The organism is Rhizobium sp. IY2, from assembly GCF_047532935.1.
Lineage (GTDB): Bacteria > Pseudomonadota > Alphaproteobacteria > Rhizobiales > Rhizobiaceae > Rhizobium > Rhizobium anhuiense.
This window is the reverse complement of sequence record NZ_JBLKNU010000001.1, coordinates 881961-908295: the sequence shown is the minus strand read 5'-3', so window position 1 is coordinate 908295 and position 26335 is coordinate 881961. Positions and strand designations below refer to the sequence as shown.

Here is a 26335-nt window from a genome sequence, read left to right as displayed (position 1 = left end):
TTGGCAAGAGCAGAACGGTGACACCGGATGGCAGTGTGACCGCCCCATCCGGGACACATCCTGGCCTAACCGAGCAGCCCGGCCAGCCAACGCGCGTCGAGGTGACGTTCCAAATCTCCGGCGACCTCGTCGAGCGCCTGGTCGACACTCTCGCGGTAGTTTCGCCGCTCGCCCGAGAGCCCAAAGCTTTGAAGCAGCCGGGCGCGGTAGGCGTCGCTGCCGAACAGCCCGTGCAGATAGGTGCCCATGATCCGGCCGTCAGCCGAAAGCGCCCCGTCAGGCGTGCCGTCGATAATCGCCGAAGGCCGGTCACAATCCGGGCCGCGGGTGATGCCGAGATGGATCTGGTAGCCGGCCAGCGGTGCGTCGTATTCGGTCGAGCGGGCATGGCTGTTGCGCACAGTTTTCTCCGGCGCCATTTCGGTCTCGACGTCGAGAAGCCCAAGCCCCGGTGTCTCCAGCCTCCCGCCCTCGAGCCCAAGCGGATCGTGCACCGTCCGGCCGAGCATCTGGTAGCCGCCGCAAATGCCGATCACCCGGCCGCCGCGCCTGACATGCGCCTGGAGATCGCGGTCCCAGCCTTGAGCCCTGAAGTCGGCGAGATCCGATATCGTCGATTTCGAGCCGGGAAGGACGACCAGGCCTGCATCGGCAGGCAGCCGTTCGCCTGATCGCACGAAGACCAGTTCGACATCCGGCTCGGTTCTCAGCGGGTCGAGATCGTCGAAATTGGCGATGCGCGGCAGCACCGGCACGGCGATCTTCAGCGCACCCGCCTCGCCCCGCGCCAGACGTTCGAGCACGACCGAATCCTCGGCCGGCAGGCGCGCCGCGCCCGGCAGCCACGGCACCACGCCGAAACACGGCCAGCCGGTGAAGCCTTCGATGGCGCGAATGCCGTCGTCAAACAGCGAGACGTCGCCGCGGAACTTGTTGATGATATAGCCCGCAATCATCGCCCGGTCGCCATCGTCGAGGATCGCATGCGTACCGACCAGCGAGGCGATGACGCCGCCGCGGTCGATATCGCCGACGAGGACGACAGGCACGCCGGCCCGTGTCGCAAAGCCCATATTGGCGATATCACCGGACCTGAGATTGATCTCAGCCGGCGACCCCGCTCCCTCGACGATAACGAGGTCGGCGCCCGCAGCCACTTTTTCGAAACTCTCGAGCACGGCGCCGAGCAGCTGCGGCTTCAGTCGCTGGTAATCGCGCCCCTTCGCCTGTCCGAACACCCTGCCCTGCACGATGATCTGGCTGCCGTTTTCCGATTGCGGCTTGAGCAGCACCGGGTTCATGTGCACCGAGGATGGCGTTCGCGCCGCCAGCGATTGCAGCCACTGCGCCCGGCCGATCTCGCCGCCATCATCGGCGACTGCTGCATTGTTCGACATGTTCTGCGGCTTGAACGGCCGGACGGCCAGACCGCGATTGGCCGCCAGCCGGCAAAGGCCGGCGACCAGCACCGTCTTGCCGACATCCGAGCCGGTTCCCTGCAGCATGATCGCTCTTGCCATGGTGGCTCGCATCCGTCTTCTGTTCAGCGAGGCCTACAATGGACGGCAATCCCGGGTCAAGATTTGGCCCGGGTCAAGCTCCGCCCGCAAACGCGAAAACCGCGCATGGCCTTGGCTCTGCGCGGTTTGCCGAAAACTCAGGCGTCTTCACCCTTACACGGCGAAGCTCGCTTTCTCCGGTACGCACTACCTGAACCAGAGAAGTGGCGGTCACTGCCGCCACGACCCAACTGATAACGGCACATTCTTACCGGAGAGTTATTGAAGGCTTACGCAAATGTTAATTTTGATCTTTTTTGACATCCTCGTCGAAATTTCTGCCGGAGATCCGCCGCCGATCGCGAACAGCGTGCATTTCGCCCGAGGGCGCTATTTTCGGGATGATGTCATAAATTCTTCGAATTCAATCATTTAGTCACGCAACCATGAGCAGAAGACGGTTGATTTCTCCGAGCGAACGCGTAGGCTTCATCCAAATACGCCATTGTTGAACATGGCCTGCGACGAGCTGCCGGAGCCGCAAGGACGGACGGTGCCGATGAACCGGAAAAGCCTGCACGGCATCGCCCGGCAGACATTTTCGCTTCGGGTGCCGGAGAGATTTGTCGGTGGATTTCAGAGCCTGCTGCGCGTCCGCCTGAGAAGAATTCGGGGAATGACGATGAAGACGTTTCTGATTCCGGCCGTCTTTGCCGCGGCTCTTTCCACCGTTGCGCCGGCCGAAGCCGCCGAATGCGGCAGCGTTTCGATCGCCGAAATGAAATGGGCTTCGGCAGGCATTGCCGCAAGCTTCGACAAGATCATCCTGGAAAACGGATATGGCTGCTCCGTCACCATCGTCGACGGCGACACCCTGCCGACCTTCGCCTCGATGAATGAAAAAAGCACCCCCGACATTGCCTCGGAATACTGGATCAATTCGGTGAGGTCCCTGCACGATCAGGCGGTCAACAGCGGCCGGCTGGTGCAGGGAGCCGAGATCCTGGCCGACGGTGCCGTCGAGGGCTGGTGGATCCCGAAATTCATCGCCGACGCCCACCCCGATATCCGCTCGGTCGAGGACGCGCTGAAACATCCCGAACTGTTTCCCGCCGAGGACGATCCGTCGAAGGGCGCAGTCTACAACTGCCCCGCCGACTGGAGTTGCCAGATATCCACCGCCAACCTGTTTAAGGCGCTTGCCGCCGATAAGAAGGGTTTCGAGCTCGTCGAAACCGGCAGCCCCGAGCGGCTCGACGCCTCGATTGCGCATGCCTTCGAAAACAAGGCCGGCTGGCTAGGCTATTACTGGGCGCCGACTGCCATCCTCGGCAAATACGACATGACGCGCCTGAGCTTCGGTGTCGGCCACAACAAAAACGAATGGGACCGCTGCACCGCCGTTGCCGGCTGCGCCAGACCTGAAGTCAATTCCTACCCGGTCTCACGCGCCTTCACGCTGATGACCAGGTCCTTCGCCAGCCGGGCGGGGCCCGTCGCGACCTATCTCAAGACCCGCAAATGGGACAATGAGACGATCAATCAGGTGCTTGCCTGGCAGGACGAAAACCGCGAAAGCAACGAGGATGCCGCGATCTATTTCCTTCGCAATTACGAGGGTCTGTGGACGAAATGGGTGCCGGCCGATGTAGCCGAGAAGGTCAAGGCAAGTTTATAACGGTAAGAACACCATTACCACGGGCGATTCGATGATTCCCTTTCCCGACCGCGATACCGTTGCGGAAAAGCTCGCCGCCCTGTCGGAGGCCGACAAGTCATACCTGGCGCTGCTCATGGAAAACGCTGCCCAGGACGACAATCTGCTCGACGGGCTGCGCCGCCATCTCGATCTTGCCGCCGGATCGCGTTTCCTGAACTCTTTGAAACTCGAAAGTCTTGGGATGTGGCTCGGGACTCAGGCGCCCGGCCGGTTGCAGATCCGGCTGACGGAAACCGCCCGCTCCAGCCAGCATCCCGCCTACCAGGCGTTCCGGACCGGCCTTAGCCGATCCGGCGGGCTGGAAAAGGTTTATCCCCCGGTCAACACTTGATTCCCCGGTCAGCACCTGATCTGGCGATCCCAGCAGTAATCTGAATGGTCGTTACTTCTTCGCGGCGCGGTCGACCGAGCGGCCGGCATCCTGGGTGGCGTTCACGGTGTTTGCCGTATCTTTCCCTATGCCGCGGATCGTGTTGCCGCAGGAGGAAAGGGCAAGAAGAACCATAAAAGCTGCGGCAATTTTGGCCGTTGTCGTCATCTCGGATATCCTTGTTTGAAATCAACCCCGAACGGCGACAAAATGCCGTCCGCGCCAATAACGCGCGACAAACCAAAAGGTTCACTGGCTGAAAGGCCCCTCAGGCGGCGACTGCCTTTGCCCGTTCGGCAAAGGCGCTGCGAATGCTGTCGGCCACCGTCTCGATCGGCCCCGACATCTGTGAGGCGGTCAGCAGACGGATATCGAAGGCGCCAAGTTCCGGCAGACCTTCATTCGGGCCGAGGAGCGCCATGTCCTCGTTGACATAGGAAAGCGGCAGCGGCGCGATGGCAAGATCGGAGAGCACGGCGGCGCGCTGCGCCATGGTATGGCCGCTGAGATAGGCGACGCGATAGGGCCGCTTGTTGCGTTCGAGCTGGGTCAGTGCCTCCTGGCGCCAGATGCAACCGTCCTCCCAGATCGAGATCGGCAGGGGATCGCGGCGATGGGCCGAACCACACCTGGCGCCGGCCCAGACCAGCCTCTCGCGGTAGACCACCTCGCCACCGGTCGGGAACGGCCGCGTCGCACAGTTGATCAACGCCAGGTCGAGCCGTTGCTCCTCCATGCGCTTCTTCAGCCCGATGCTCATGTCGATCGTCACGTCGACCATGATGCCGGGATAGCTCTCGGCGAAACTCTTCAGGATGCTCGGCAGCAGCCGTTCGCCGATATCTTCCGGCGCGCCGAGCCGCACGACGCCGCTGAGCTCCGGCATGATGAAGCGCGACACCGCCTCGTTCGACAGCGCCAGGATGTTGCGGGCGTAGGACAGCAACATCTCGCCGTGGCGCGTCAGGGATACCGAGCGGGCGTCGCGCAAAAATAGCGTCGCACCAAGCTGTTCCTCGAGCTTCTTGATTTGCATCGACACTGCCGATGGCGTGCGGAAGACCGCTTCCGCGGCGGTCGAAAAATTGCCTGTCTCGGCGATGGCCACGAAGGTCCGCAGCACATCGTTGTCAAGCAGCGGAATGGGACGGCGAAAGGGAATGCTCATCGTCACATCTTTCAATTTTTCTGATTTATAACCGCATATCATTTTGTTTGATTGAATGTCAATCGACCGGATATCTTCAGTGTCGGCAGCAATGATGCCAGCAAAGGAGGCCGGACATGACGCAATCAAGCACCTGGAATATCGTACAGGCCCTTTCCGCATTCAAGTCGCAGAGGCGCAGGGATGCAAACCATGAATATGCGATCCGGCAGTTAAAGCGTTTTCCGTCGCATCTGCTGGCGGATTGTCAGCGCGAAATGGAATTGAGCACCCTTGCCTCGGCCGCCGAAGTGGATGATCGACGATCGAACGGCGGTCACATGCCGCCCAGCAGCTTGAAGGCGATCGCCCACATCGTGAAAGCGACGAGCGTTTCCAGCATCCGCCAGGACGAGGGTTTCGAGAAGATCGGCCGCAACCATGTTGCGCCATATCCGAGCGAAAAGAAGAACAGGAAGGAACCCGTCACCGCGCCGGCAGCAAACGAAGTCTGCTGCCCGGGGTAACGTGTCGATATCGTGCCGAGCAGCACGACCGTATCGAGATAGACATGCGGATTGAGCCAGGTGAGCGCGAGGCAGGTCATGAGCGTCTGCCGGAAACTCGCCGTTCTGGCCTCCGCCGCCGTGAGGGTAGCGGACGACCGCAAGGCCGAATAGAGGCTTCTCGCCCCGTACCAAACCAGAAATGCGGCTCCGCCGTAGCGCATGACGGGATCGAGCCAGGGCATGAACCTGGCGATTTGCTGCAGGCTGGTCACCCCAAGCACGATCAGCGCCGCATCTGAGACAGCGCATGCGAGGCAGACGGCAAAGACATGTTCGTTGCGCAAGCCCTGGCGGAGGATGAAGGCGTTCTGCGCGCCGATGGCGACAATCAGGCTGAGGCCCATCATCAGGCCGGTTATATAGATCGAAAAATTCATCGCTTCGGCCAACGCCCCTTAATTCGCTAGGGTTGCGCTACCGCGATTACGAGAATTAGGCTAATTAATCCAACTAACTCCGATTAAGCGAAACTAATCCATGCTCGACTATCCCGCGCTGCGCGCCGTCGCAACCATTGTCCAGACAGGCAGCTTCGAAAGAGCGGCGGCCGTCCTGAACGTGACGCCTTCGGCCGTTTCTCAGCGCGTGAAACAGCTGGAAGAGCGTCTCGGCGCCGTTCTCATCGTCAGAGGCACGCCGTGCACGGCGACGGAAAAGGGGGAATGGCTCTGTCGCCATGTGGAGAATGTCGGCATGCTCGAAGCCGAACTCTTCGGGCAGCTGCCGGCTCTCGTCGATCCCGACGAGCCCAGCCAAAGGGTCACGCTTCAAATCGCCACGAATGCCGACAGTCTCGGGACATGGTTCGTCGAGGCCATGTCGAATTTCGCCAAAAGCTCTTCCTATCTGCTGAACATCGCCGTCGACGATCAGGATCATACCGCCGAATGGCTGCAGCGCGGGCGGGTGATCGCCGCCGTCACCAGCCTGGAAAAGCCGGTTCGCGGATGCCGGCGTTTTGCCCTTGGGTTTCTGCGCTACCACGCCACGGCAACCCCCGAATTCGTCGCGCGCCACTTTCCGCAGGGCGTGACATCGGAGGCGATACGCAACGCTCCGGCGCTGACCTTCAATCAGAAGGACAGGCTCCAAAGCAGCTGGATCAGGCGAACGTTCGGACGCGATCTCGATTATCCCACCCACTGGCTGCCGTCGCCGCAGAGCTTCGTCGAGGCGAGTCTTTCGGGCATGTGCTGGGGAATGAACCCGACCCAGCTGACCCACGAGCATCTCGCATCCGGACGGCTGGTCGAACTGGTGCCCGACACGCCCCTCGATGTCCCGCTCTACTGGCAGATAAACCGCCTCGCCGCCGACCGCTTGGCGGATCTGACGCGTGAAGTCGTCACGGTGGCCAAGCGCCGTCTTTGATGCATCACTTAAAGATACAGCAGGACCGAGTGCGCTTTGTCAGACGTAAGCCGTGCGGCTGCCGAACTCGCTGGTCTCGTCAAAATTCTTCGTGCCGATGCGCTCGCTTTCGCCGGAGAATTCTCCAGAAGCTTCATCGGTGGGCTTCGATGCGGCAGACGACTGAGATTGGCTGCTTTCGCTCGCTTCGAGCTTGGCGATCTTGGCTTCCAGCGTATCGATGGATTTTTGGATCGTGGCCTTCTCTTGCTCGTCCTGCGTCTGCTCCAGGTCTGCCTTCTTTTCGGCAAGCTGGGCCTCGAGAGTGGCAAGCTGATCCGACGAACTCGAAGTCGAGGTTGAAGCGACGGAACTCAAAATTGTGGATGCGGAACTGGAAATTGCGCTGACCATGAGCATGACCTTCGATGATGGAATGTCACCGTTCTAGCCAGGGAGAGTAAAGGTTCGATAAATAAAGTACCGAATAGTACCAAAATAAATATCGCGCTCTTATGCGATGGCGATGATCTCCAATTCCTGGCCGCCCGCCTCCGCCGCATCGCCGACAGCCTTGCCCATCAAAAGCCACGCCACCGGCGAGACGTAGGAAATCGATCCGGCCTTGGGATCGGCTTCATCCTCCCCGACGATCCGATAGGTCTGCACGCGCCCGTCATCACGGCGGAAAGTCACCGTGGTGCCGAAGGCGACGGCGTCGATTGACGTGGGGTTAGGCATGATCTGGGCGGTGCGAAGTCTTGCCGCTAAGTAGCGAAGATCACGCAAGGGATTGGCCGTCTGCCGCCGCCGCTCGTTCACGTCTTCGATCGTGCTCGCAGCATCATAAGCTTCGCGGGCCTGCTGGAATTGCAGCTCCAAAGCCTTCAGCCCCGCCTCCGTGACAAGGTTGGGGTGCGGCGAAATCGGACGGTCGGGCAGCAGGGTTTCCGAAGCGGTTTCGAAACTCTCTTCCTTGGTGAAGGCGACGGCCAATCTCGAACTCCGTTTTAGGCGCAGTGCGCGCGCTTTATCGCTGGCGGGGCGAATGCCCCATCTGTTTGTCGGCACCCTACATACACCGACTGCAGACGAACCGCCAATCTTGGCTCATCAGCCGCCACTAGCTTGGGAGCCTTGGGAACGTCCTGCCCCGCATGGCGTTTAGACCGGTGCACGGCTGAGGAAGGGCAAAAGCCCCGCGAGCAGCCAGAGCGCCACGACAAAGTCTGGACCAACACATGCCTGCGTTCCTGACGGATGCCATGCCGCTGACGCCGAGCTGGTGGGATATCGCCACGCGTATCGCGCTGACGGTGGTTGCCGGCGGCCTGATCGGTCTCGACCGAGAGCGCGGCGGTCACGCGGCGGGCTTCAGGACCACTATCCTGGTGGCGCTTGCCGCATGCCTGGCGATGGTCCAGGCAAACCTTCTTCTCTCGGTATACGGAAAAACGCCTGGCTCCTTCACCCAGATGGACGTGCTGCGCTTTCCCCTCGGCGTGCTGACGGGCGTGGGCTTTATCGGCGGCGGAGCGATCCTCAGGCGCGGCGATATGATGACCGGCGTCACCACGGCGGCGACCTTGTGGTTCATGACGGTGGTCGGCCTCTGTTTCGGCGGCGGCCAGATCCTGACCGGGATGGTGGCGACCGCGCTTGCCTTCATCGTCCTGTCGCCATTGAAGCGTCTGGATACGTGGCTGCGCTGCGAACGCAAGGCAACGCTTCTCATCCGCAGCGCCGATGCCGATATTCCCGAACTGTCGGAAGCGCTGAAACCTCTCGCATGCCGTGCTCTGTTCGTTTCCTTTGCACGGACCACCGATGGACGCGCCGGCGTGACATTCGAACTAAGATGGATGGCAAAAGACCATGACACATCCGCCCGCGAGATCGTGAATGCCCTGTCAAAGGCGCATGACGTCGCGGATTTCTCGATGCAGTCGACGACGAACTAAACCTCCATTCCCTTCATTTCGACACGTGCGCGGGTTTGCCCTTCCTCTTGGTTGAGGCGAACTCCTCCAGCTGTTTTTCGCTCATGGATTCGACCATCTGTTTCGAGGCGCCTTTGAGTTCGCTCTTCGGCGTCTCGCCACGCTTGGCCGAGAGTGCGGCGCCTGCCGCCTTCTGCTGGGCCTTCGATTTGGCTGGCATATCGATCTCCTCTTGCTCAAACGAGCGACCGCCGGTTCAAAGCTTCCGGAGTTCGTCAGGCTTGTGTGCGGCGCGTTTTCCCGACTTGTCGCTCTCGACGATATATTGCGGTTCGGCCTTCGATGCCTTCACCCTGTGGCCTTTGATCGTCGTCGGACCGCTCTGCTTTCTGACCACCCTGCCCTCGGTCTTTCCCTGGCTGGTATTCCAGCTTACCTCGTCGCCCTTCTTCAATTGCTTCGGCATGGCGGCTCCTGTTTCAAAGAGGCTGCGGCCCGCAAGCCGCAGCCGATGGGCTCTCAGTTGATGGTGGCCCATTGCATCCGGACATCCCAGGCGTTCTTCGACAGATGGACGTGTGCATCGACGTGATCGACCCAATCGATCGGGATCAGGTGGTGCTTGCCGTCTTCCGAATCGAGCTTCGTCAGCTTGATGCGTGTCGGGCCGTCGAGGTGATCGACTGTGCCGACATGGGTGCCGTCGGCAGCCCGCACTTCCATATGCTCACGGATCTGATCTGCGGAAATCATCGTTTCCTCCTTTGCATCATTGTCAGCTACGAACTGGCAACGAGGTGGAGCAAACTTGGTTCCGAGGCATCCGGCCGCGCACCGAATTATGCGCGTCAGCCCCGATGTCGAGGCCAGCCTAGGGCCGCCGGGCACGCTCCGATCATTCAATATCTCTGATGTTATCCATAAGCCCTATTCGTTTGAATGATGAGTTGTCTGGGGCCATATTGGCATTACGGACATGGACGAACCTCCCATCGATCCCCATGTCCTTGACCTAAGAAAGGAACCGGAAAATGACCACGCTCACCTATCGGGGTGGTGGCAAGACCCTCACCTCCAGCGACAGCCGCTTCGATCTGGCACATTATGCCCGCAAGCTCGTGCTCGCCTGGACACGCTGGCAGACGGCCCGCGAAATCGAAGCTATGCCTTTCGACATCCGCAAGGACATCGGCTGGCCGAGCACGGACGACAGCAAACACCGGACCATTTAATGAATGCGACATTCTTCCCAAGATAGGGGCGGCGTCTGCTTCGCGCAACGCCGCCTTTTTCGTCTTCCGAATTCCCGAATCTGCTTGTCGATTGTCGTTCGCCTTGCCGGCATTGGATGGCCCCGCAACTGCATATCAGGCGCAAACGCGCTGAGGCAGCTGGGAGCCCGCATCATACTTTCCCAATTACTCCCACCGGCTAATTCTATCGGTTTTCCTTGTAAACGCGGAAGCGAATGACTTCGCGCGGAATTGGAGCAGTTTCAGGCGACCCTGGACACTGCGCGTGTAAACAAGTTCCGAATAACCGACGTAACGATTCCAGTGCTGGGCGAAATATATGGCATCCTCCCTTTTCCGACCGATGATCGACGGGACTGCATGATAATCCACCCGGTTCAGCCGCCAGAATTTTGACGACCTGACGAGAATGTAGCGGGGATTCTGTGGGGGAACGAGGACTTCCCGTAGAGCGTCGAGAAAGCGGGACCGCTCAATTGTCGTGGCGCCCTCAAGCCGGCAGTAAATTATGCCGTTTTGGTCGAGCGTCGCCTCGACACTCACATTTCCCAACTCTGTCGTTATGACGCCCATATGATGCAGCGTCTCCAGAACGGTTATTCCCACTTGCTTCATGCTCCCTTCCAGGGAGCCGTTCCGCAGCAACAACAGACTGGCTTTGAGTGCGCCCGGCAAGCAGAAGATGGCCAGTAATGCGAACATAACGAACAGGACCAACTCCAGTTGTTGGAGCGATCGGATGTGCGTGACGCGAAAGCTGTGCAAGAATCCGTTCAAGATCATGCCGGCGAGTGCGGCGCTGTGCGCAAACAGAAACTTTGTCGTATTCCAGTTAACTAGCCCCTTGGGGGCATAGTTGCTCTCCAATGTTTCTTGCATCCTCGCAACGGCGCGTTTGCTGTGCAGCGCACTATGCCAGCGGGATCTCAGTGATTTGCGGTCTGCAGCCCTCCGTTCCATCATTTTGTTGATGTCATCAACACCGCGCGCATTCCATTTGGCAGTACCCAGCATCAATCGTTGAAAACCGCTTTGGATCACCGGAGGCTCGCCAAAGGACAAAGCCTCAAACGCGTAAAATCGGCGTTTCAGCGCATCGACGTCGCTGCCCAAGTCTATTGTCATCGTGTCATAGGGATCGGGCGCTTTTCTATCGGTCGATTTCCTCCCGAAGCGCAGCGGTATTCTCTGCTCGAGCTTTTCAGGGTCGATGACCGCCAGATGCCAGACGTTCGCAGCCTTCTGAGGGCTTCGAGGATCAATGCGAATGGCACGACCGCGCATCTGATTGGAGAGTACGTATGATCCCACCGTACTTGCCAGGATCAAAGTGTTTACGGACGGTGCGTCCCATCCTTCACCCAGCAAAGCCTGGGTGCCGACCAGGGCCGTGATCCCGCCGCGACTGAACAGTTCGGTGATTATATGGACGATATTGCGGCTCGGCTCGCCGCAGAGTTCAACGCTCAGAAAGCCAGCATCGAATGCCGCCTGCTGATAACGGATGTGTTCGGCAGCGATGCCAAGACGGTCTGCGATCTCGTCAAGAATCCCTTTTGATTCCGCCGGAATGACAACCAGGCTCCCCGTCAGAATTCCTACCTTGAGATCAAGTTCTGACCGCCGCAGCGTCTCGAAGATTGGCACGACGCCCATTCTCTCGATGGGCTGAAGGTCCGTGGGGGCAGTGGGCAGCGCATCCTTCCTTATATAGTCGGAGAGGATAACCATACGGAGTTCGTCACGCATCGACGCGCTTTCGAGCCGGGCAATATCGACGATCGCGTTGAGCTTGCTCACGCTTGATACCAGCAGCTTCTGAACCGATCGTGGATCAGTCAGTCGCACTCTGGCGTGCTCCACTGCCCTAATTTCCCTCAGCCTGTCTTGCTGGCAGCGGATTGCCTGTTCAGCTTCTTCGAAATCACTGCGATAGGTGTAGATAGCGCCGTTCAGCAATACCTCTATCCATTCAAGCGTCAAATCCGGTACTTCACGCGCCTTGACGCCGAGAATGTCGAGAGTCGACTGCGGCATGTCGACATATTGTGATTTCAGGAAGATCAGCATGCTGGAGAAAAAGCGTGCATCGTCCAGTATATGCTCCACATTCTCGATCGGCTGCGTAATCCATGGATGGCGCAGAATTGCCTCCTTGAATTCTGCACTCTCAAGCAGCGTTTCGATGAAGTCTCCGATCTGCGCACGAAACTCGGCCAGCTTCTGTGCTTCCAGCGCACTCGGCAGGCTGAAGTGGACATAATCCTGATGCGGGCAAAGATCGCCTTGCAACACAAGTTCCGGCACGGAAATTTCACCGTCGATCGGCCCGCAAAGCGCCTGATAGCGGTCCCATTCCTGAGGATCTACATCATAAGGAGGCGTCGCTGTCAGCGCGACGACTGTGGGCTGACCTAGTGCTTCCTTGAGCATCGTCAGGGCCTTCCACCACTCGTTTCTAAGATGGTGCGCTTCATCGAGCACAAGGGTGCGAACCTTCTCCTCGCGCAGCTTCGCGATGATTTTCTTACTCGCCTTCTCCGTTTCCTGCTTGCCTGGTTCACCGACTTGCGCCCCGTCGCTGCCCTCCTCTTCACCGTCGGGAATTTCTTCTTCGGACGGATGGCCCGAGAACGCCGCATGCAGAGCTTGATAGGTGATGATCGTGACGGTTCCGGGCGCTCTCACATCGTGGGAAATCCATTCCGGTTCGGCAAGGTCGGCGGGCAGGAACATCGTGCGCAGCCGATGCGCCCATTGGTCCCGGATGGTCTTGCTCGGAGCCAGAATCAAAGTCGCCTCACCGAGCCTGCACATCACTTCAAGACCTAAAACCGTTTTACCGGAGCCGGGTGCCGCGACAATATGCAATCCGTCATCGCCTAAGAGATTTGCAAGATCATCAAGTATCTTCTGCTGATATGCTCGCCACGTGCCCTGAAAAGCGAGGTCCTTCATTTAATGCTGCCTTTTGGATTAAATGCGACGAGTCGTTGTGGAACCTGCGACTAAAATACTCTTCGGGAAACACAGCACCATCTTGGCGTGGGTCATGCAGCGCCAGTTATGCTTCCCGCATGCCTTTTGGCTAAATTTCAACGACAGCGCAATGACATCAGCTGGCTGTAATGAATGCGACATTCTTCCCAAGATAGGGTCGGCGTCTGCTTTGCGCAACGCCGCCTTTTTCGCGGCCTGACTGTCCATTCCCAAGCCCTTTTCAGTCTTGAGTTTCAGTCTCCCGTGAATCTGTCATCTGCGCTGTCCCCGGCCATCCCGATAGTTTGACCGGCCCAAACGTGGGCTATGTCGCATATTTGCTCTTCCCGGCCGCATTTTTCCATGCCAGTGTCGCTTTCAGGACATCGGCGCGACGCATTCCGCGCAACGAATGTGTCATCGCCCCTCGAGCATGGATTTCGCTATGAATAGGATGCAGATCAAGAAGCGTTCACTGGTCTTCTTTATGGTACCGCAATTCACCATGCTGCCCTTTTCGGCGGCCGTGGACACGTTGCGCATCGCCAATCGCATGCTCGGCTATCAGGCCTATACCTGGCGGCTGACCTCTGTCGACGGGGAAAAGGTCTATTCTTCCTGCGGCATCGGCGTCGAGGCCAATTCCTCGCTTGCCGAGGAACGTCGCCATCTCGGCGGCGAAAACCGGCCGGGCATGGTGCTCGTCTGTTCCGGCATCGATGTCGAGCAGTTCAACAACAAGTCGGTCAATGCCTGGCTGCGTGAATGCTACAATCGCGGCGTTGCCGTCGGCAGCCTCTGTACGGGCGCGCATGTGCTTGCCCAGGCCGGTCTCCTGAACGGCAAGCGCTGTGCCATCCACTGGGAAAACCTGCCGGGCTTTTCGGAAGCCTTCCCGCAGGCGGAGGTCTATGCCGATCTCTACGAGATCGACGGCAATCTCTATACTTGCGCCGGCGGCACCGCCTCGCTCGACATGATGCTGAACCTTGTCGGCGAGGATTTCGGCGAAAGCCTCGTCAACCGCATCTGCGAGCAGCACCTGACCGACCGCGTGCGCAACCCGCACGATCGCCAGCGACTGCCGCTGCGCGCCCGCCTCGGCGTGCAGAACGCCAAGGTGCTGTCGATCATCGAGCTGATGGAAGGCAATCTCGCCGAGCCGCTGTCGCTGATCGAGATCGCCGATGGTGCCGGCCTCTCCCGCCGCCAGATCGAGCGGCTGTTCCGCCAGGAGATGGGCCGCTCGCCGGCCCGCTACTATCTGGAAATCCGCCTTGACCGCGCCCGCCACCTGCTGGTGCAGTCCTCGATGCCGGTCGTCGAGGTCGCCGTCGCCTGCGGCTTCGTCTCGGCCTCGCATTTCTCCAAGTGTTATCGCGAACTCTACCATCGCTCGCCGCAGCAGGAGCGCGCCGAGCGCAAGATGACCATGGCGACCGCACGGCAGGCAGTTGCCGCCTGAGGCTATAAGAAGGCCGTCGCCGCTTGAGACGTTGGGAAAGGCCTGTCGCCGTCTGATGTGAAAGGCGGCGGCTTCACCCCCGCGCTGGGATGGCGTTATTGCGCCGCCTCTTCCGTCATTCTGGCGTCGGAATAGACCTGGTTTCGGCCGCGGTGTTTGGCCATGTAGAGGAACTGGTCGGCGGCGTTGAGGTAATTCTCGAAAGTCTCGTAACCGCCGATTTCGGCAATGCCGATCGAAATCGTAACACCGAGTTCCTCGTCGTCGGCCGTAACCTTCAGCCGCGAAATGTCCGAGCGGATCTCGTCGCAGAGCTTGGTCGCAGCAGCGGAATCCATCTGCGGAAAGAGGATGGCGAATTCCTCGCCCCCGAGGCGCGAGAGAAGATTTTCGCTGCCTTCGAAGATCGTAAACAGCCTGTTTGCGACAGCCTTCAGCACCTTGTCGCCGATCTCGTGGCCATAGGTATCGTTCAGCCGCTTGAAATGGTCGATATCGAGAATGGCCACGGAACTCGGCACCTTCAGCCGCAGGCACTCGTTCACCAGCTTCGGGCCGTTGTCGTAGAAATAGCGGCGGTTATAGAGGCCTGTGAGATAGTCGCAGGCCGCCGCCGCCCGCAGCTGCCGCATCTGCGCCAGCGTCTCGGCATTGTTGGCGATGCGGCATTGCAGTTCCTCGGCGACAAAGGGCCGGTAGACGAAATCGCTGGCGCCGGCCTTGAGGAAACTCGCCGAAAGCATGCGGTCGTTGGAGGCGGAAACGCCGATGACACGCAGCCTGTCCGAACCGAAGCGATGGCGGATGCGCCGCGTCAGCTCGTAGCCGCTCATATCGGGCATGTGGTGGTCGGTGACGACGAGTTCGATATCGCTGTAGGCCTCGAGCGCTGCCAGCGCCTCGAGCCCCGAACTTGCCTCGACGACGAGATATTGCTGCGCCTTCAGCAGGTCGACGAGCACCTGGCGCGCCGAGGCGACATCGTCGACGACAAGCACCCGCGTCTTGCGGTTGGAGATCGCCCGCCGGACGGTGGCGACCAGATTGTCGAGCGCGAATTCATTGTCCTTCAGCACGTAATCGATGACATTGCGCTCCATGATCTTGTTGCGCGTGTTGAGATCGAATGTCGCGGTAAAGACGATCGCCGGGATATCGTGCTCGATCGTGCAGTCGAGCGCCTCGCCATAGGGCGAATCCGGCAGGTTGAGATCGACGACGGCCATGGTGTAGCCGTGACCGTCCTCGGCAAGTTCTTTGCGAAGAGCCTTCAGTGACGGGCAGGATTTGACGGCAAGGCCGAGCTCGGTCTGGAACCGGTGACAGAGCACGGCAGAAAACATCCGGGAATCTTCAACCAGAAGTATTTTTAGCCCGCCGGAGCGGAGCCCAATGCCATCTCGCTGAAAATCCGCTTGAAACGCCACAGCCGCTATTCCCCCATACGTCCGACGGGCTCGACTCGGCCCTCTCCCCGGGGCGGACGATAGCCGAGAGGCTTATGCGCGTGAAGGGGACAAATGAAAGCGACATTACCTCTAATTGCAAAAATTCGACGACTGTCCCCGACAGTCGCCTCCGCCCCCCTGCCGATACCGATGCCGGAAGAGCCGTCAGGCAACCGCCCGCTCCTTGCGCATCGATTGAATTTGCAGCAGCGTATCGAGGTTCTGGTTGACGCGGCAGTAGAACTCCTCGTCGATGAAGGGGCGCAACATGAAATCATTGCCGCCGGCCTTCAGGAATCGTGCCGAAAGCAGCCGGTTCGACGAAGAGGAAACGCCGATGATGCGCAACTCATGCGAGCCGATATTGGAGCGGATGCGCCGCGTCAGCTCGAAGCCGTCGATGTCGGGCATGTTGTAATCGGTAATCATCAGGCCGATATCGCGATTGGCCTTCAGGATCTCCAGCGCCTTGCCGCCGTTCTCGGCGACGCTCACACGGAAATTGTAACGCTTCAGCCGGCTCGACAGCAGGGCGCGCGCCGTCGCACTATCGTCGACGATCAGCACATGGTGGCGATGATTGGTCAGGAACCGGCAGATCGATTCCGCCAGAAGGTCGACGGCGAAGATATTGTCCTTGAGGATATAATCGACGATGTCCTTGGCCATCAGCTTGTCGCGCATGCCTTCGTGGAAGGTGCCGGTAAAGACGATGGTCGGGATGGAAAGATCGACCAGATACTCGAGCGCTTCGCCGTTTTCGGCGCCGGGCAGGTTGATGTTCGAGATCGCCAGCGTGATCGGATCGGAAGACTTGTCGTAGGAAAACTGCAGATCCTCGAAGCTGCGGCAAATCTCGACATCAATGTCGAACAGCTCCTTGAGGCGTTTGCTGATCATCGAGGTGAATACGTTAGAATCTTCCGCGACAATAATGCGCGCGCCAGCAAACATTTCCCCGGAATATTGCATCCCCGAAATACCTAGAAACGCCATAGCAAACCTTTGATGTAAAATCTGTCCCCGGATCAAATCGATACATCAATTGATTTGAATAATTATTAATCAGCGCGCCGGGATATGAAGCGAAGAAGCGGCCCGATGGGATCGCCCCCGATTTCCTGCAGATATGCTTAAGAAATCAGGCGCGAAGCACCGCACTCTCGGCATCGAACGGGCTTTGCCGACAACGTCACATTACGAGGATCGCCATGCCGCAGCTTGTTCCCCTCATAATATAGCCTTAGAGGGGCTGGACGGACTTGCGACAGGATTTCCGCCTTGCTTTCCAAAGCGTCTTCGTTGCCTCGTGCAGATCTCAGCAATGGAGCCCAGGCTATTCAACACGACCTGACCGGGTGGACGCCTGATCTGGCAAGGGCCCTCCGGGGTCATCCCTGGATGCCCAGCGCTTAATCCATACCTGACGGCAAGCCAAGCGAGCGCAGGAAATGCGCCTCGATCGCGCGCAGCAATTGGGCGCGGGCAGCCGGCGTCTCGCCGATGCCGGGCTGATTGACCACACCGTGCAGGGCATTGAACAGGAACACCGCCGTGAAGCCGGGATCGTCGACCGACCAGGCATTCTCGCCAGCGCCAGCGGCAAGCAGTTCGTTCAGATGGTCGATCAGGATGTTGCGCGAAAGTCCTTCCTTCGTTGCGGGGGGTGCCGCCACGAAGGCGAGATGATGCAGCCCGGCCGCGTCGAGATAACCGGTGGCGCATGCCGTCGACCAGGCCGCCAGCTTGCCGTGCCAATCCTCCTGCCCTCGTCCTTCGATCGCCGCGACGATGCCATCCAGCACGCTTTGCACGAAACGGGCGCGCAGCGCCTGGAGAACATCGGCCTTCGAGGAGAAGTGCAGGTAGAACGTGCCCTTGGCGACCCCGGCCCCCGTCGTGATCTCCTCGATCGTCGTCTGCTCCAGGCCCTTTTCCAGAAAAAGCCGCTCGGCCGCGATCATCAACTCGTCGCGCCGCTCTTCGGCGGGCTTGGTTCTCGGTTTTGAAACAGGATCGGCCGGCATCGACGGGACTGCTCCACTCTCATTGACGGCGCGCGGGATCGGTCCTGTGCAGGTAGCCGGTAAACACGTCGCGCATTGCGGTGCTCTCGATATCAGGCAGCAGGCGACCGACTTCACCGCGATGACAACCGCCATGCGTCACCACATGGGCGAGCATCTCTTCGCGGGACATGCGCCCGCGTCCGCCATCGGTGAAGGTGAAGTCGACGACCTCCTCCATTTCCTGAAGGCTGATCCGCGAGGTGTAATCGATATACCAACGGTCGGTATCCCGGATATCGGCCGACAGCTGCGCCAAAGGCGGCGTTTCGCTGCTCCAGCTCGCCGCGTAGGTATGACCCAGCCCCTGAAGATTGGCAACGAAGATGCGATCGACGAGATGAGCGTGGTTGAGCACGCGAAGCGCCGACCGAAACGCGTCGGAAGGCGCGTCAGCTTCGAGCGCGTTCAAAGCATCGAGAAGCTCATCGTCGACGCTGGCTTTGTATTGGAACAGAGAGTTCAACAGGGTCTGCGCGCTCATTGCGATCTCCGGGCGTGAAATGGATGCCGCCTGTAGTAGCCGACAGTCTCGATTTATATGACTGACTGGTGGTCAGTCAATATTTTTTCAATTTCACTGCTACCTCTGCTCTGCCGCGATCTCATGAGTTTTACGCGCAGCAGCCGCTCTTTGCCGCGGCCGGACCGCAGCAGGCGGCTGCCCTGCTGCTTTCCTCCGCCAGCCAGCGGTCGCGCGGCTTGCAGCTTGCCGGCCGCGGCGATAGCTCGACATGCATGGCGCCGGCGCTGAGAATCGGTCTCGCGGCGCAATAGAGCTGCATCGGCCGCACGCCGTCACTGACCTCGAAGGTGAGCTTGGCCGAACCGTCGAGCTGCACATGCTCCGTCACCTTGCGGATGATGGAATGGAACTTGCCGGCCGGCATATGTGCGCGGTCGCCTTCCTCGATGTCCCAGAGCTGGATGAAGATCTCCGCCCATGCCTCGGGATTGGCGCCGCAGTCGAGGCCTGAGAATTGGCCCGCCTTGACCTCGGTGACATGATAGCCGGGCTTTACCGGCTTGCCGTCGTAATAAAAAATCAGCGGAGAATCCTTGGCGCCGCCAAGCATCTCGAGCAGCAGGCCGAGATCGATGTCGTTCTCTTGAATTTTGCTGTTGTCGATGATCTTCATATCAGTTAATCCTTGCTTCAACAGTTCAAGGATTATTGAAATATGGATCAACGTCAAGCCCTCATAGCGTTCGGCGCGCTGTCGCAGGAAACCCGCCTGCACATCGTCCGTATGCTCGTGGTTTCGGGTCCCGGCGGTATGGCGGCGGGCGCGATCGCGGAGAAGGCGGAGGTCTCGCCGTCCAATATCTCCTTCCATCTGAAGGAACTCGAACGGTCCGGGCTGATCGCGCAGCAGCGTGAATCCCGGTCGATCATTTATACCGCGAACTACGAGGCGCTAGGTGGCCTGGTTCGCTTCTTGATGGAAGATTGCTGCTCCGGGCATCCGGAAATCTGTGCCCCTGCCGCGGAGGTCGCGGCCTGCTGTGCGCCAAAAGGGAAGGAGAAACTGCAATGACCACTGATCGCGTTTACAATGTGCTCTTTCTCTGCACGGGCAATTCTGCCCGCTCGATCCTGGCGGAATCGATCCTGCAGACCGAAGGCAAGGGTCGATTCAAGGCCTATTCGGCCGGCAGCCAGCCGAAGGGTGAGGTCAATCCCCATGCGCTGAAGGAGCTTGCGGCGCAGGGTTACCCCACGACCGGCTTCCGCTCGAAGAGCTGGGACGAGTTCGCCGGGCCTGGCGCTCCGGAGATGGACTTCATCTTTACAGTCTGCGACAACGCCCACGGCGAAGCCTGCCCGGTTTGGATCGGCCACCCGATGACCGCCCATTGGGGCGTCGAGGATCCCGCTGCCGTCGAGGGCAGCGAAGTCGACAAGGGCCGCGCCTTCGTGCAGGCCGCCGGCTTCCTCAAAAACCGGATCAGCGCCTTTTTGAGCCTGCCTCTTTCCTCGATCGACAAGCTCGCGCTTCAATCGCACCTGCATCAGATCGGCGCCATGGAAGGCACGACAGCAAAACCGTCCAAGGCCGGCTGATGGGTTTCGATTTGAACCAGCAGGCCTTGGAAGGGCCCGATGACAAACTTCGTGCCGTCCTCGCAGCCGCCGGGCTTCCGGTCGATGACCTCACAGAGCCTGGCCGAAGCTTCTACCGGTTTTCGCGTGGCGGCCAGACGGTCGGCTTCGGCGGGCTGGAACTCTATGGCGAGGCCGCACTCCTGCGTTCCATTGTCGTGCTGCCCGATCAGCAAGGCTTTGGCTTCGGCCATGCTATTACCCTTGCCTTGCTCGATCAGGCCCATAAGAAAGGTGCGGCTGCTGCCTATGTGCTGACTGAAACGGCCGCCCCCTTCTTTCAATCGCTCGGTTTTCTTCCGATCGCCCGCGATGATGCGCCCGCCGCCATCCTGACGACGCGGCAGGCCGCAAGCCTGTGCCCGGCATCCGCCGCCTTGATGGTCCGGAGCCTGCCGGCATGAGCGCGCCAGTGTTTCCGCTGTCTCGACGACTTGCCGCCGAAGCCCTGGGCACGCTGTTGCTGGTGGCAACCGTCGTCGGATCGGGAATCATGGCGGACAGCCTGACGAACGATACGGCGCTTGCGCTGCTCGGCAACACGCTGGCAACAGGGGCGGTGCTTGTCGTCCTCGTCACCATCCTGGGCCCGATTTCCGGCGCACATTTCAATCCGGTGGTGTCGCTGGTTTTTGCGCTCCGGCGCGAGCTGCCCGCCTCTACCCTTCCGGCCTACATCGCCGCGCAGATCGTCGGCGGCATTGCCGGAACGATGCTCGCCCATGCCATGTTCGCTCTTCCCCTGCTGCAGGCCTCGGAAACCGTGCGCACCGGCGGCGCACAATGGCTCTCCGAATTGACGGCAACCTTCGGCCTCGTCTTCGTCATCTTCGCCGGTGTTCGCTTTCGCGCCGATGCCGTGGCATGGCTGGTTGGCCTTTATATCACCGCCGCCTACTGGTTTACCGCTTCCACGTCGTTTGCCAATCCCGCGGTCGCGATTGCCCGATCACTGACGCACACATTTTCCGGCATCCGCCCGATCGATCTACCGGGTTTTCTCGTTGCTGAAATCCTCGGCGCATTGCTGGCGCTGATGTTCGCGGGATGGCTGTTGATGGAATCCCGCAATCCTGAAACCCTGACCAAGACGGAATCTGCCTGATGACTATCGATGTGACGATCTATCACAACCCGGAATGCGGCACCTCGCGCAACACGCTGGCGATGATCCAGAACACCGGCATTGAGCCCAATGTGATCGAATATCTGAAAAACCCGCCGTCGCGCGAACAACTGATCAAGATGATTGCGGATGCAGGATTGAGTGTTCGCGAGGCGATCCGCGAAAAGGGCACGCCCTTTGCGGAGCTCGGCCTCGACAACCCCGACCTTACCGACGACCAGCTTCTCGACGCCATGCTGAAAGATCCGATCCTGATTAACCGCCCCTTCGTCGTCACGCCGCTCGGCACACGCCTGTCGCGGCCGTCGGAACTTGTCCTCGAAATCCTCCCGGAAACGCATAAGGGCGCCTTCACCAAAGAGGACGGCGAGAAGGTGCTCGATGCCGAAGGCAAGCGCATTGTCTGATCTGCCCGCAGCATCTCGGATGCATCTGCATCAGCCGAATATGGATGCACTCAGGCCGACGTTCTCGACGCACAAGCCTCGCATCCTGATCCTTTATGGCTCCCTGCGAACAGTGTCCTACAGCCGCCTCCTCGCACAGGAGGCCGCACGGCTGCTCGAATATTTCGGCTGCGAGGTACGGATCTTCAATCCCGAAGGTCTGCCGCTGCCTGACGAGGAACCGGCGAGCCACCCAAAAGTTCAGGAACTGCGCGAATTGTCGGCATGGTCGGAAGGCCAGGTCTGGGTCAGTCCTGAACGTCATGGCGCAATGAGCGGTATCATGAAAGCGCAGATCGACTGGATTCCGTTGTCGGTTGGCTCGGTGCGGCCGACACAAGGCAAGACGCTGGCGGTGATGCAGGTCTCCGGCGGTTCCCAGTCCTTCAACGCGGTCGGCCAACTGCGCATCCTTGGCCGCTGGATGCGGATGATCACGATCCCCAATCAGTCCTCCGTCGCCAAGGCTTTCCAGGAATTCGACGCGAACGGCCGTATGAAACCCTCATCCTATTACGACCGCGTCGTCGACGTCTGCGAGGAACTGGTGAAGTTCACACTGCTGACCCGTGATGCCTCGAACTATCTGACCGACCGCTACAGCGAACGGAAAGAGGAAGCCGAAAAGCTCGAACAGCGCGTCAGCCTCAGGTCCCTATGACAATCAGCGCCGAACGACCGCCGTTAGCCGCCATCGCCGCACTCGGGCTCACGCAGATCATCGGCTATGGCAGCCTCTATTACAGCTTCAGCATCCTCGCCCCTGACATGGCCCGTGATCTCAACTGGTCATCGGAATGGATCTTCGGCGCCCTCTCCGCGGCGCTTCTGATCGGCGGCCTGGCCGCACCGCTTATGGGCACATGGATCGATCGCTTCGGCGCGGGCAGGATCATGACATCAGGCTCGGCGATTGCCGCAGCCGCCCTTATCGCCTGCGCCTTCGCACCGGGAAAGATCGCTTTTATCGCAGCATTGATCGGCATCGAGGTCGCCTCGAACCTGGTGCAATATGGCGCCGCCTTCGCCTTGCTCGTGCAGATCAGGCCACGGGTTGCTCAGCGCAGCATCACCTACCTGACGCTGATCGCCGGCTTTGCCTCGACCATCTTCTGGCCGATCACCACGGCGCTGCACGCGCATCTGTCATGGCAGAATGTCTATCTGATCTTCGCCGCGCTTCATCTCGCCATCTGCCTTCCCCTTCACGCCTGGCTCTCCCGTGGCGTCAGCGAGACCAGGAAACGGAACGGAGAGGCGGCCGCAAAACACGTCGAGCCGAGCCTTCAGCCGTCGGTGCGCCGGCCGGCCTTTATCCTGATGGTGACGGGCTTTGCTTTGGAGAGCTTCGTGAACGCGGCACTTCTGGTTCACATGGTGCCTGTGATGTCGGCACTTGGCCTCGGCGCCATGGCAGTGGTGGTCGGAACGCTCTTCGGCCCGTCACAGGTGCTCAGTCGCCTCATCAACATGGTCTTTGGTGAGAGCTTGTCGCAAGTGATGCTGGCGATCATCTGCGCCGTCCTGCTGCCGGCAGCCCTTGTCATCCTCATCGCCACCGCACCCTCGGTGCCCGGCGCGCTGGTCTTTGCAGTCGTCTTCGGCCTCGGTTCGGGCCTTAACAGCATCGTCTACGGAACCTTGCCGCTCGCGCTCTTCGGAAGCGATGGCTACGGCCGGCGGCAAGGACAAATCATGTCGGTCCGTCTCGTCGTCGCCTCGATGGCGCCGTTCGCACTCGCCTTCCTGATGGGCAGTCTCGGCGTATCATGGTCACTGTCTATCGCAGCATTGCTCAGCACCGTCGCCGTCGCCGCATTCTTCGCCATTCTGCGGCTGACGCGCCCGATTGCCCGGTCGGAAGCGGTTCCCAATCCCGGAGAAGCTTGAGCGCAACAATCAGTGCAGCCGCTACTTGACGACGGCCGAGCCCTTGACGATGTCGATCGTCTCGCCGCCGTCGAGTCCGATGCGGTCGCCGTCGGGCGTCGTCATGAAGCAACCGGAGGGGCAGAGGCTTTCCGAAGCGCCGGCATCGACCACAACCTCGACGCGCTGGCCGCTCTCGGTGATGACGAGCACGACGGCCGCCGGATCGGTGTTGGTAACGGATGCCGCATAAGCCGCGGGCGCGGCAAGCAGCGGGACAAGCAGAACGGCGGCAAATCTTGCCATCATGTGCGGCGGCGCTGGCGCGCCCTCCCCTCGAACGATCGGTGCTGCCCCCGGCAGCGATCCCGATGGAAGGGATCATGCACGCACACCCGTGAATGATGGCTGAATGACCCGTTCAGCTCTTGAGATTGCCGTCCGCCGTCCGGCTGCGCAATTGCCGCACCGGCCGCTCTTCCTCCTCCATGGGCTTATCCCCTGGATTTTCTTGGTCGCCCTTCCGATCCCTGCCCGCATCGACAAGGACGGGAGGAGCCTCTCGATGGATGGTGAGATCGCTCTGCGGCAACGGGATCTCGATCCCCTCGGCCTTGAAGCGCTGGAGGATCTCGATCCTCAAATTGTTGCGCACCGTCATGCCGTCGCCCATGTCGGCGAGGAAGAAGCGCAGCTCGAAATCCAGCGAATAGGGACCGAAACGCAAAAATTCGACATGCGGCTCGGGGTTGCGCATGACGAGCGGAATCTTGGCGGTCAGTTCCAGCAGGATATCCATCACCTTCTGCGGATCGGCGTTGTAGCTGACGGATACGGGGATTTCCGAACGGCCGATCTTGTTGCGATGCGTCCAGTTGCCGACGAGCCCGTTGATCAACTCCGAATTCGGCACAATGATCGACTGCTTGCGGAAGGTCTCGATCTCGGTGGCGCGCACCGAGATACGCTTGACGATGCCTTCGGCCGTGCCTGATACAACATGGTCTCCGACCTTGAACGGCCGCTCGACGAGCAGGATCAAGCCGGAGACGAAGTTGGAAACGATGTTCTGCAAGCCGAAACCGATGCCGACCGAAAGTGCTGAGGCGACCAGCGCGAAGCTCGACAGATCGATGCCGGCCGCCGAAACGCCGATGATCGCCGCGATGCCGACGCCGAGATAGCCGATGCCGGTTTTGACCGAATTGCGCACGCCGAGATCGACATGGCTTCTTGCCATCACATTGCCGTCGAGCCAGCGCTGCAGCCAGCGTGTCAGCAGGTAGACGCCGGCAAACAGCAGAATGCCGGTGCAGATGCCGAGCAGCGAGATGCTGATGCCGCCGAGCCTGACCTCGGTGAACAGCCGGTAGGCGATCAACTGCAGATCCTGCACATGGAAGCCCCAGAGCAGCAGGATCAGCGGGATGCCGACGAGAAGCGCCACGGCATAGATGGCAAGGCCGACGAGCAAGCCGGCCTGGTCGATCGCCACCGGCCCAAGCTTGAAGCGGCGCGTCAGGAAGCTTGCAAAGAAGGTGTCGCCGAAGCTTTCCTGCTTTGATATCGCCTTGCCGGAGAGCAGGCCGACATACATGGTGGCAACGACCGCGCCGGTGATGATGAGCTGCGTGGCGACGAAGCGCGCCAGCCCGACATAACCGGTCAGCGCGGTGAGGATGAGACCGGCGCCAACGACGCGCAGGATGATCCCCATGCCGCGCGGCCAATGCCGGCCCGGCGCATCGGGATCGCCGTTCTTCGCCAGCATCGGTTTGCCGAACGAGGCCGCGATCAGGATCAGCCCGATGATCAGCGCGGCAATCAGGCTCCTGACCACGGTCAGCACCAGCGGCGAGCCCATCGCCTCGCCGATCGTCCCGAACAGATAATCGAGCGCGTTGACGATCGCCATCGCCAGCAGGCAATAGCCGATCGAGCGTGCGCCGAGATTGGAAAGCCGGACGAGCCGCCAGCGAGGTTCGTCCGGTGCGAAGATGGCGTTGACGAAACGGCCGACGAAATAGACGAGCCCGATCGCCGCAAACAGGGCGCCGATGACAGGTGCGATGTCGGGCCGCAGAACATTGAAACTATTGAGGAAGAAGAACGAGGTGACGAGCAGTACCGAAAGCGCCAGGGTGCGGATCAGCGTCGACCAGAAGGCGATCGACAGCCGGCCGATATAGGACGGGTTCTCGATCGCCTCGTCCCGGCGCAGATACGAGCCGAACAGCCGATAGCTGCCGGATAGCAGAATGAGCGCCGAAGCAAGCGACAGGAAGATCGCGGCAAACAGCGGGAACCGCTTGAACTTCCAGACGAAAGAGGCCCAGCTCGACAAAGCCTGCGAGAATTCGCTGGCCTCGTGCACGAAGGCGCTCACGGCATCGTCGAGCACCGAGACGGAGATCTCGGTGCGCCTGAAAAGCGTGTCGGCGAAAAGCCGCCGCCGCATTTCGATGATTTCGTTGAGGAGCTTCGTCACCGCGATCGACAGGTTTTCGGCGTCACCGGTCACCGCGTTGATCTGCGCACGCTCGGCAGTCAGCGCATTGCGCTCGTCCGTGACAATCTTCGCCTCGGGCGGCTGCCCGTCCTTCGGCGGATCGCCGATCTCGGCAAGCCGGTTCTTGATCTGGTCGAAACGCGGCCGGAGATTGACCGATATGGTAATGACGGCGCGGCTGAGCTCGTCGGCCTTGGTGGCGAGCCCGACCAGGGCATCGTCATTGTCGGCATTCTGCTTGGCGCCGTCCTGCAGTGCCGTCAGCTGGACCTTCGCCTTTTCGATCTCCTTCGCCGCCTGGTCGAGTGGCGTATCGGTAAGCGGTGCCTCCTGCGCGGCAGCCGGTGCCTGCGGCTCCTGGGCGAAGGCCGCAGCACCCTTGAAATGCGCGCCCGCGACCGCCAGCGTCAGCAGAAGAATGGTGCGAAGCAGGATCGGTCTCAGCCGCAAAAGCGCCTCCGGAAGGGTTGTCGTC

31 protein-coding genes are annotated in these 26335 nt (G+C 60.2%); 13 read left to right on the top strand and 18 right to left on the bottom strand.

Annotated features, from left to right (window positions below):
- Positions 1–65: 65 nt before the first annotated feature.
- Complete coding sequence (locus tag ACMUVN_RS04440) at positions 66–1520, bottom strand: cobyric acid synthase (RefSeq protein ID WP_132572071.1); 1455 nt, start codon at positions 1518–1520, stop codon at positions 66–68.
- Positions 1521–2175: 655 nt separating this feature from the next.
- Here ACMUVN_RS04440 and ACMUVN_RS04435 point away from each other — a divergent pair.
- Both ACMUVN_RS04435 and ACMUVN_RS04430 read left to right on the top strand, forming a co-directional pair.
- Positions 2176–3177, top strand: coding sequence for a glycine betaine ABC transporter substrate-binding protein (locus tag ACMUVN_RS04435; protein WP_414814893.1), 1002 nt, complete (start codon positions 2176–2178; stop codon positions 3175–3177).
- A gap of 31 nt (positions 3178–3208) precedes the next feature.
- Entirely contained in the window at positions 3209–3550 is a 342-nt protein-coding gene (locus ACMUVN_RS04430; RefSeq protein WP_063475079.1) for a hypothetical protein, read from the top strand.
- A gap of 51 nt (positions 3551–3601) precedes the next feature.
- Here ACMUVN_RS04430 and ACMUVN_RS04425 read toward each other — a convergent pair whose 3' ends face one another.
- The 3 genes from ACMUVN_RS04425 to ACMUVN_RS04415 form a co-directional block, all read right to left on the bottom strand.
- Positions 3602–3757, bottom strand: coding sequence for a hypothetical protein (locus ACMUVN_RS04425; RefSeq protein ID WP_003560194.1), 156 nt, complete (start codon positions 3755–3757; stop codon positions 3602–3604).
- A gap of 100 nt (positions 3758–3857) precedes the next feature.
- Positions 3858–4799, bottom strand: a complete 942-nt coding sequence (locus tag ACMUVN_RS04420) for a LysR family transcriptional regulator (RefSeq protein WP_028756551.1) — start codon at positions 4797–4799, stop codon at positions 3858–3860.
- Positions 4800–5073: 274 nt separating this feature from the next.
- A complete protein-coding gene (locus tag ACMUVN_RS04415) occupies positions 5074–5682 on the bottom strand; it encodes a LysE/ArgO family amino acid transporter (RefSeq protein WP_132572077.1) in 609 nt (202 codons plus the stop codon).
- 100 nt (positions 5683–5782) lie between these two features.
- Here ACMUVN_RS04415 and ACMUVN_RS04410 point away from each other — a divergent pair, with 100 nt between their 5' ends.
- A complete protein-coding gene (locus ACMUVN_RS04410; protein WP_028756549.1) occupies positions 5783–6676 on the top strand; it encodes a LysR family transcriptional regulator ArgP in 894 nt (297 codons plus the stop codon).
- A 39-nt stretch (positions 6677–6715) separates the two neighbouring features.
- Here ACMUVN_RS04410 and ACMUVN_RS04405 read toward each other — a convergent pair whose 3' ends face one another.
- Positions 6716–7075 (bottom strand): FlxA-like family protein, encoded by a 360-nt coding sequence (locus ACMUVN_RS04405; protein ID WP_028756548.1) that lies wholly within the window; start codon positions 7073–7075, stop codon positions 6716–6718.
- Between the two features lie 93 nt (positions 7076–7168).
- Positions 7169–7651 carry a transcription elongation factor GreA gene (gene greA / locus ACMUVN_RS04400; protein WP_132572080.1) on the bottom strand — a complete coding sequence of 161 codons (483 nt, stop codon included), beginning with the start codon at positions 7649–7651 and terminating at the stop codon, positions 7169–7171.
- Between the two features lie 245 nt (positions 7652–7896).
- On the opposite strand from greA, the gene ACMUVN_RS04395 reads away from it, so the two are divergent.
- The gene (locus tag ACMUVN_RS04395) at positions 7897–8616 is read left to right on the top strand and encodes an MgtC/SapB family protein (protein ID WP_132572083.1); all 720 of its coding nucleotides are present in this window, start codon (positions 7897–7899) and stop codon (positions 8614–8616) included.
- Between the two features lie 13 nt (positions 8617–8629).
- On the opposite strand, the gene ACMUVN_RS04390 is transcribed toward ACMUVN_RS04395, so the two are convergent.
- The 3 genes from ACMUVN_RS04390 to ACMUVN_RS04380 are packed head-to-tail and all read right to left on the bottom strand — an operon-like array spanning position 8630 to position 9348.
- On the bottom strand, positions 8630–8815 hold the full coding sequence (locus ACMUVN_RS04390; protein WP_132572086.1) for a DUF3008 family protein: 186 nt from the start codon (positions 8813–8815) through the stop codon (positions 8630–8632).
- A 36-nt stretch (positions 8816–8851) separates the two neighbouring features.
- On the bottom strand, positions 8852–9061 hold the full coding sequence (locus tag ACMUVN_RS04385) for a DUF2945 domain-containing protein (protein ID WP_028756544.1): 210 nt from the start codon (positions 9059–9061) through the stop codon (positions 8852–8854).
- 53 nt (positions 9062–9114) lie between these two features.
- Positions 9115–9348, bottom strand: coding sequence for a DUF2171 domain-containing protein (locus ACMUVN_RS04380; RefSeq protein ID WP_028756543.1), 234 nt, complete (start codon positions 9346–9348; stop codon positions 9115–9117).
- Between the two features lie 278 nt (positions 9349–9626).
- Here ACMUVN_RS04380 and ACMUVN_RS04375 point away from each other — a divergent pair, with 278 nt between their 5' ends.
- Positions 9627–9827 carry a hypothetical protein gene (locus ACMUVN_RS04375; protein WP_132572089.1) on the top strand — a complete coding sequence of 67 codons (201 nt, stop codon included), beginning with the start codon at positions 9627–9629 and terminating at the stop codon, positions 9825–9827.
- A gap of 186 nt (positions 9828–10013) precedes the next feature.
- Here the strand turns inward: ACMUVN_RS04375 and ACMUVN_RS04370 are convergent, their stop codons facing one another.
- Together ACMUVN_RS04370 and ACMUVN_RS04365 are read right to left on the bottom strand one after the other, a co-directional pair.
- Entirely contained in the window at positions 10014–12806 is a 2793-nt protein-coding gene (locus ACMUVN_RS04370) for a DEAD/DEAH box helicase family protein (protein ID WP_132572092.1), read from the bottom strand.
- Positions 12807–12824: 18 nt separating this feature from the next.
- Positions 12825–13055: a hypothetical protein gene (locus ACMUVN_RS04365; protein ID WP_414814892.1), complete on the bottom strand. Its 231-nt coding sequence runs from the start codon at positions 13053–13055 to the stop codon at positions 12825–12827.
- Between the two features lie 217 nt (positions 13056–13272).
- Here ACMUVN_RS04365 and ACMUVN_RS04360 point away from each other — a divergent pair, with 217 nt between their 5' ends.
- Positions 13273–14292 carry a GlxA family transcriptional regulator gene (locus ACMUVN_RS04360; protein WP_018242426.1) on the top strand — a complete coding sequence of 340 codons (1020 nt, stop codon included), beginning with the start codon at positions 13273–13275 and terminating at the stop codon, positions 14290–14292.
- 95 nt (positions 14293–14387) lie between these two features.
- Here ACMUVN_RS04360 and ACMUVN_RS04355 read toward each other — a convergent pair whose 3' ends face one another.
- From ACMUVN_RS04355 to ACMUVN_RS04335, 5 genes are all read right to left on the bottom strand, one after another.
- Positions 14388–15719 (bottom strand): diguanylate cyclase, encoded by a 1332-nt coding sequence (locus ACMUVN_RS04355; protein ID WP_047610311.1) that lies wholly within the window; start codon positions 15717–15719, stop codon positions 14388–14390.
- A gap of 186 nt (positions 15720–15905) precedes the next feature.
- Positions 15906–16736, bottom strand: a complete 831-nt coding sequence (locus tag ACMUVN_RS04350; RefSeq protein ID WP_047610313.1) for a response regulator — start codon at positions 16734–16736, stop codon at positions 15906–15908.
- A gap of 416 nt (positions 16737–17152) precedes the next feature.
- Entirely contained in the window at positions 17153–17767 is a 615-nt protein-coding gene (locus ACMUVN_RS04345; RefSeq protein WP_063475083.1) for a TetR/AcrR family transcriptional regulator, read from the bottom strand.
- A 19-nt stretch (positions 17768–17786) separates the two neighbouring features.
- Entirely contained in the window at positions 17787–18290 is a 504-nt protein-coding gene (locus ACMUVN_RS04340; RefSeq protein ID WP_132572095.1) for a DinB family protein, read from the bottom strand.
- A 130-nt stretch (positions 18291–18420) separates the two neighbouring features.
- Complete coding sequence (locus ACMUVN_RS04335) at positions 18421–18945, bottom strand: DUF6428 family protein (RefSeq protein WP_097542351.1); 525 nt, start codon at positions 18943–18945, stop codon at positions 18421–18423.
- A 42-nt stretch (positions 18946–18987) separates the two neighbouring features.
- Here ACMUVN_RS04335 and ACMUVN_RS04330 point away from each other — a divergent pair, with 42 nt between their 5' ends.
- The 7 genes from ACMUVN_RS04330 to arsK are packed head-to-tail and all read left to right on the top strand — an operon-like array spanning position 18988 to position 23372.
- Positions 18988–19344: an ArsR/SmtB family transcription factor gene (locus ACMUVN_RS04330; RefSeq protein WP_063475086.1), complete on the top strand. Its 357-nt coding sequence runs from the start codon at positions 18988–18990 to the stop codon at positions 19342–19344.
- Positions 19341–19871, top strand: a complete 531-nt coding sequence (locus ACMUVN_RS04325; RefSeq protein ID WP_097630404.1) for an arsenate reductase ArsC — start codon at positions 19341–19343, stop codon at positions 19869–19871. Before ACMUVN_RS04330 ends, ACMUVN_RS04325 begins: the two co-directional genes overlap by 4 nt.
- Complete coding sequence (gene arsN2 / locus ACMUVN_RS04320) at positions 19871–20314, top strand: arsenic resistance N-acetyltransferase ArsN2 (RefSeq protein ID WP_097542349.1); 444 nt, start codon at positions 19871–19873, stop codon at positions 20312–20314. Before ACMUVN_RS04325 ends, arsN2 begins: the two co-directional genes overlap by 1 nt.
- A complete protein-coding gene (locus ACMUVN_RS04315; protein ID WP_063475089.1) occupies positions 20311–21015 on the top strand; it encodes an aquaporin in 705 nt (234 codons plus the stop codon). Before arsN2 ends, ACMUVN_RS04315 begins: the two co-directional genes overlap by 4 nt.
- Complete coding sequence (arsC, locus tag ACMUVN_RS04310; protein WP_028758636.1) at positions 21015–21443, top strand: arsenate reductase (glutaredoxin); 429 nt, start codon at positions 21015–21017, stop codon at positions 21441–21443. Before ACMUVN_RS04315 ends, arsC begins: the two co-directional genes overlap by 1 nt.
- Positions 21418–22143 (top strand): arsenical resistance protein ArsH, encoded by a 726-nt coding sequence (gene arsH / locus ACMUVN_RS04305; protein ID WP_165932201.1) that lies wholly within the window; start codon positions 21418–21420, stop codon positions 22141–22143. Before arsC ends, arsH begins: the two co-directional genes overlap by 26 nt.
- Complete coding sequence (arsK, locus tag ACMUVN_RS04300; RefSeq protein ID WP_414814891.1) at positions 22140–23372, top strand: arsenite efflux MFS transporter ArsK; 1233 nt, start codon at positions 22140–22142, stop codon at positions 23370–23372. The genes arsH and arsK overlap by 4 nt, the downstream gene beginning before the upstream one ends.
- Before the next feature lie 21 nt (positions 23373–23393).
- On the opposite strand, the gene ACMUVN_RS04295 is transcribed toward arsK, so the two are convergent.
- A complete protein-coding gene (locus ACMUVN_RS04295) occupies positions 23394–23660 on the bottom strand; it encodes a hypothetical protein (RefSeq protein ID WP_028758639.1) in 267 nt (88 codons plus the stop codon).
- Positions 23661–23772: 112 nt separating this feature from the next.
- Positions 23773–26310 (bottom strand): mechanosensitive ion channel family protein, encoded by a 2538-nt coding sequence (locus ACMUVN_RS04290; RefSeq protein WP_063475210.1) that lies wholly within the window; start codon positions 26308–26310, stop codon positions 23773–23775.
- Positions 26311–26335 lie beyond the last annotated feature (25 nt).

Bases quoted from the DNA above. Each gene is read 5' to 3' on its own strand.
- ACMUVN_RS04415 (WP_132572077.1), bottom strand. From the start codon at position 5,682: ATGAATTTTTCGATCTATATAACCGGCCTGATGATGGGCCTCAGCCTG.
- ACMUVN_RS04330 (WP_063475086.1), top strand. From the start codon at position 18,988: ATGGATCAACGTCAAGCCCTCATAGCGTTCGGCGCGCTGTCGCAGGAA.
- ACMUVN_RS04405 (WP_028756548.1), bottom strand. From the start codon at position 7,075: ATGCTCATGGTCAGCGCAATTTCCAGTTCCGCATCCACAATTTTGAGT.
- ACMUVN_RS04315 (WP_063475089.1), top strand. From the start codon at position 20,311: ATGAGCGCGCCAGTGTTTCCGCTGTCTCGACGACTTGCCGCCGAAGCC.
- ACMUVN_RS04345 (WP_063475083.1), bottom strand. From the start codon at position 17,767: ATGCCGGCCGATCCTGTTTCAAAACCGAGAACCAAGCCCGCCGAAGAG.
- ACMUVN_RS04350 (WP_047610313.1), bottom strand. From the start codon at position 16,736: ATGGCGTTTCTAGGTATTTCGGGGATGCAATATTCCGGGGAAATGTTT.
- ACMUVN_RS04380 (WP_028756543.1), bottom strand. From the start codon at position 9,348: ATGATTTCCGCAGATCAGATCCGTGAGCATATGGAAGTGCGGGCTGCC.
- arsK (WP_414814891.1), top strand. From the start codon at position 22,140: ATGACAATCAGCGCCGAACGACCGCCGTTAGCCGCCATCGCCGCACTC.
- arsH (WP_165932201.1), top strand. From the start codon at position 21,418: ATGCCGAAGGCAAGCGCATTGTCTGATCTGCCCGCAGCATCTCGGATG.
- ACMUVN_RS04375 (WP_132572089.1), top strand. From the start codon at position 9,627: ATGACCACGCTCACCTATCGGGGTGGTGGCAAGACCCTCACCTCCAGC.
- ACMUVN_RS04340 (WP_132572095.1), bottom strand. From the start codon at position 18,290: ATGAGCGCGCAGACCCTGTTGAACTCTCTGTTCCAATACAAAGCCAGC.
- ACMUVN_RS04435 (WP_414814893.1), top strand. From the start codon at position 2,176: ATGACGATGAAGACGTTTCTGATTCCGGCCGTCTTTGCCGCGGCTCTT.
- ACMUVN_RS04365 (WP_414814892.1), bottom strand. From the start codon at position 13,055: ATGGACAGTCAGGCCGCGAAAAAGGCGGCGTTGCGCAAAGCAGACGCC.
- ACMUVN_RS04295 (WP_028758639.1), bottom strand. From the start codon at position 23,660: ATGATGGCAAGATTTGCCGCCGTTCTGCTTGTCCCGCTGCTTGCCGCG.
- ACMUVN_RS04385 (WP_028756544.1), bottom strand. From the start codon at position 9,061: ATGCCGAAGCAATTGAAGAAGGGCGACGAGGTAAGCTGGAATACCAGC.
- ACMUVN_RS04335 (WP_097542351.1), bottom strand. From the start codon at position 18,945: ATGAAGATCATCGACAACAGCAAAATTCAAGAGAACGACATCGATCTC.
- arsC (WP_028758636.1), top strand. From the start codon at position 21,015: ATGACTATCGATGTGACGATCTATCACAACCCGGAATGCGGCACCTCG.
- ACMUVN_RS04425 (WP_003560194.1), bottom strand. From the start codon at position 3,757: ATGACGACAACGGCCAAAATTGCCGCAGCTTTTATGGTTCTTCTTGCC.
- ACMUVN_RS04325 (WP_097630404.1), top strand. From the start codon at position 19,341: ATGACCACTGATCGCGTTTACAATGTGCTCTTTCTCTGCACGGGCAAT.
- ACMUVN_RS04430 (WP_063475079.1), top strand. From the start codon at position 3,209: ATGATTCCCTTTCCCGACCGCGATACCGTTGCGGAAAAGCTCGCCGCC.
- ACMUVN_RS04390 (WP_132572086.1), bottom strand. From the start codon at position 8,815: ATGCCAGCCAAATCGAAGGCCCAGCAGAAGGCGGCAGGCGCCGCACTC.
- ACMUVN_RS04410 (WP_028756549.1), top strand. From the start codon at position 5,783: ATGCTCGACTATCCCGCGCTGCGCGCCGTCGCAACCATTGTCCAGACA.
- ACMUVN_RS04440 (WP_132572071.1), bottom strand. From the start codon at position 1,520: ATGGCAAGAGCGATCATGCTGCAGGGAACCGGCTCGGATGTCGGCAAG.
- ACMUVN_RS04420 (WP_028756551.1), bottom strand. From the start codon at position 4,799: ATGATATGCGGTTATAAATCAGAAAAATTGAAAGATGTGACGATGAGC.
- ACMUVN_RS04395 (WP_132572083.1), top strand. From the start codon at position 7,897: ATGCCTGCGTTCCTGACGGATGCCATGCCGCTGACGCCGAGCTGGTGG.
- ACMUVN_RS04360 (WP_018242426.1), top strand. From the start codon at position 13,273: ATGAATAGGATGCAGATCAAGAAGCGTTCACTGGTCTTCTTTATGGTA.
- ACMUVN_RS04370 (WP_132572092.1), bottom strand. From the start codon at position 12,806: ATGAAGGACCTCGCTTTTCAGGGCACGTGGCGAGCATATCAGCAGAAG.
- arsN2 (WP_097542349.1), top strand. From the start codon at position 19,871: ATGGGTTTCGATTTGAACCAGCAGGCCTTGGAAGGGCCCGATGACAAA.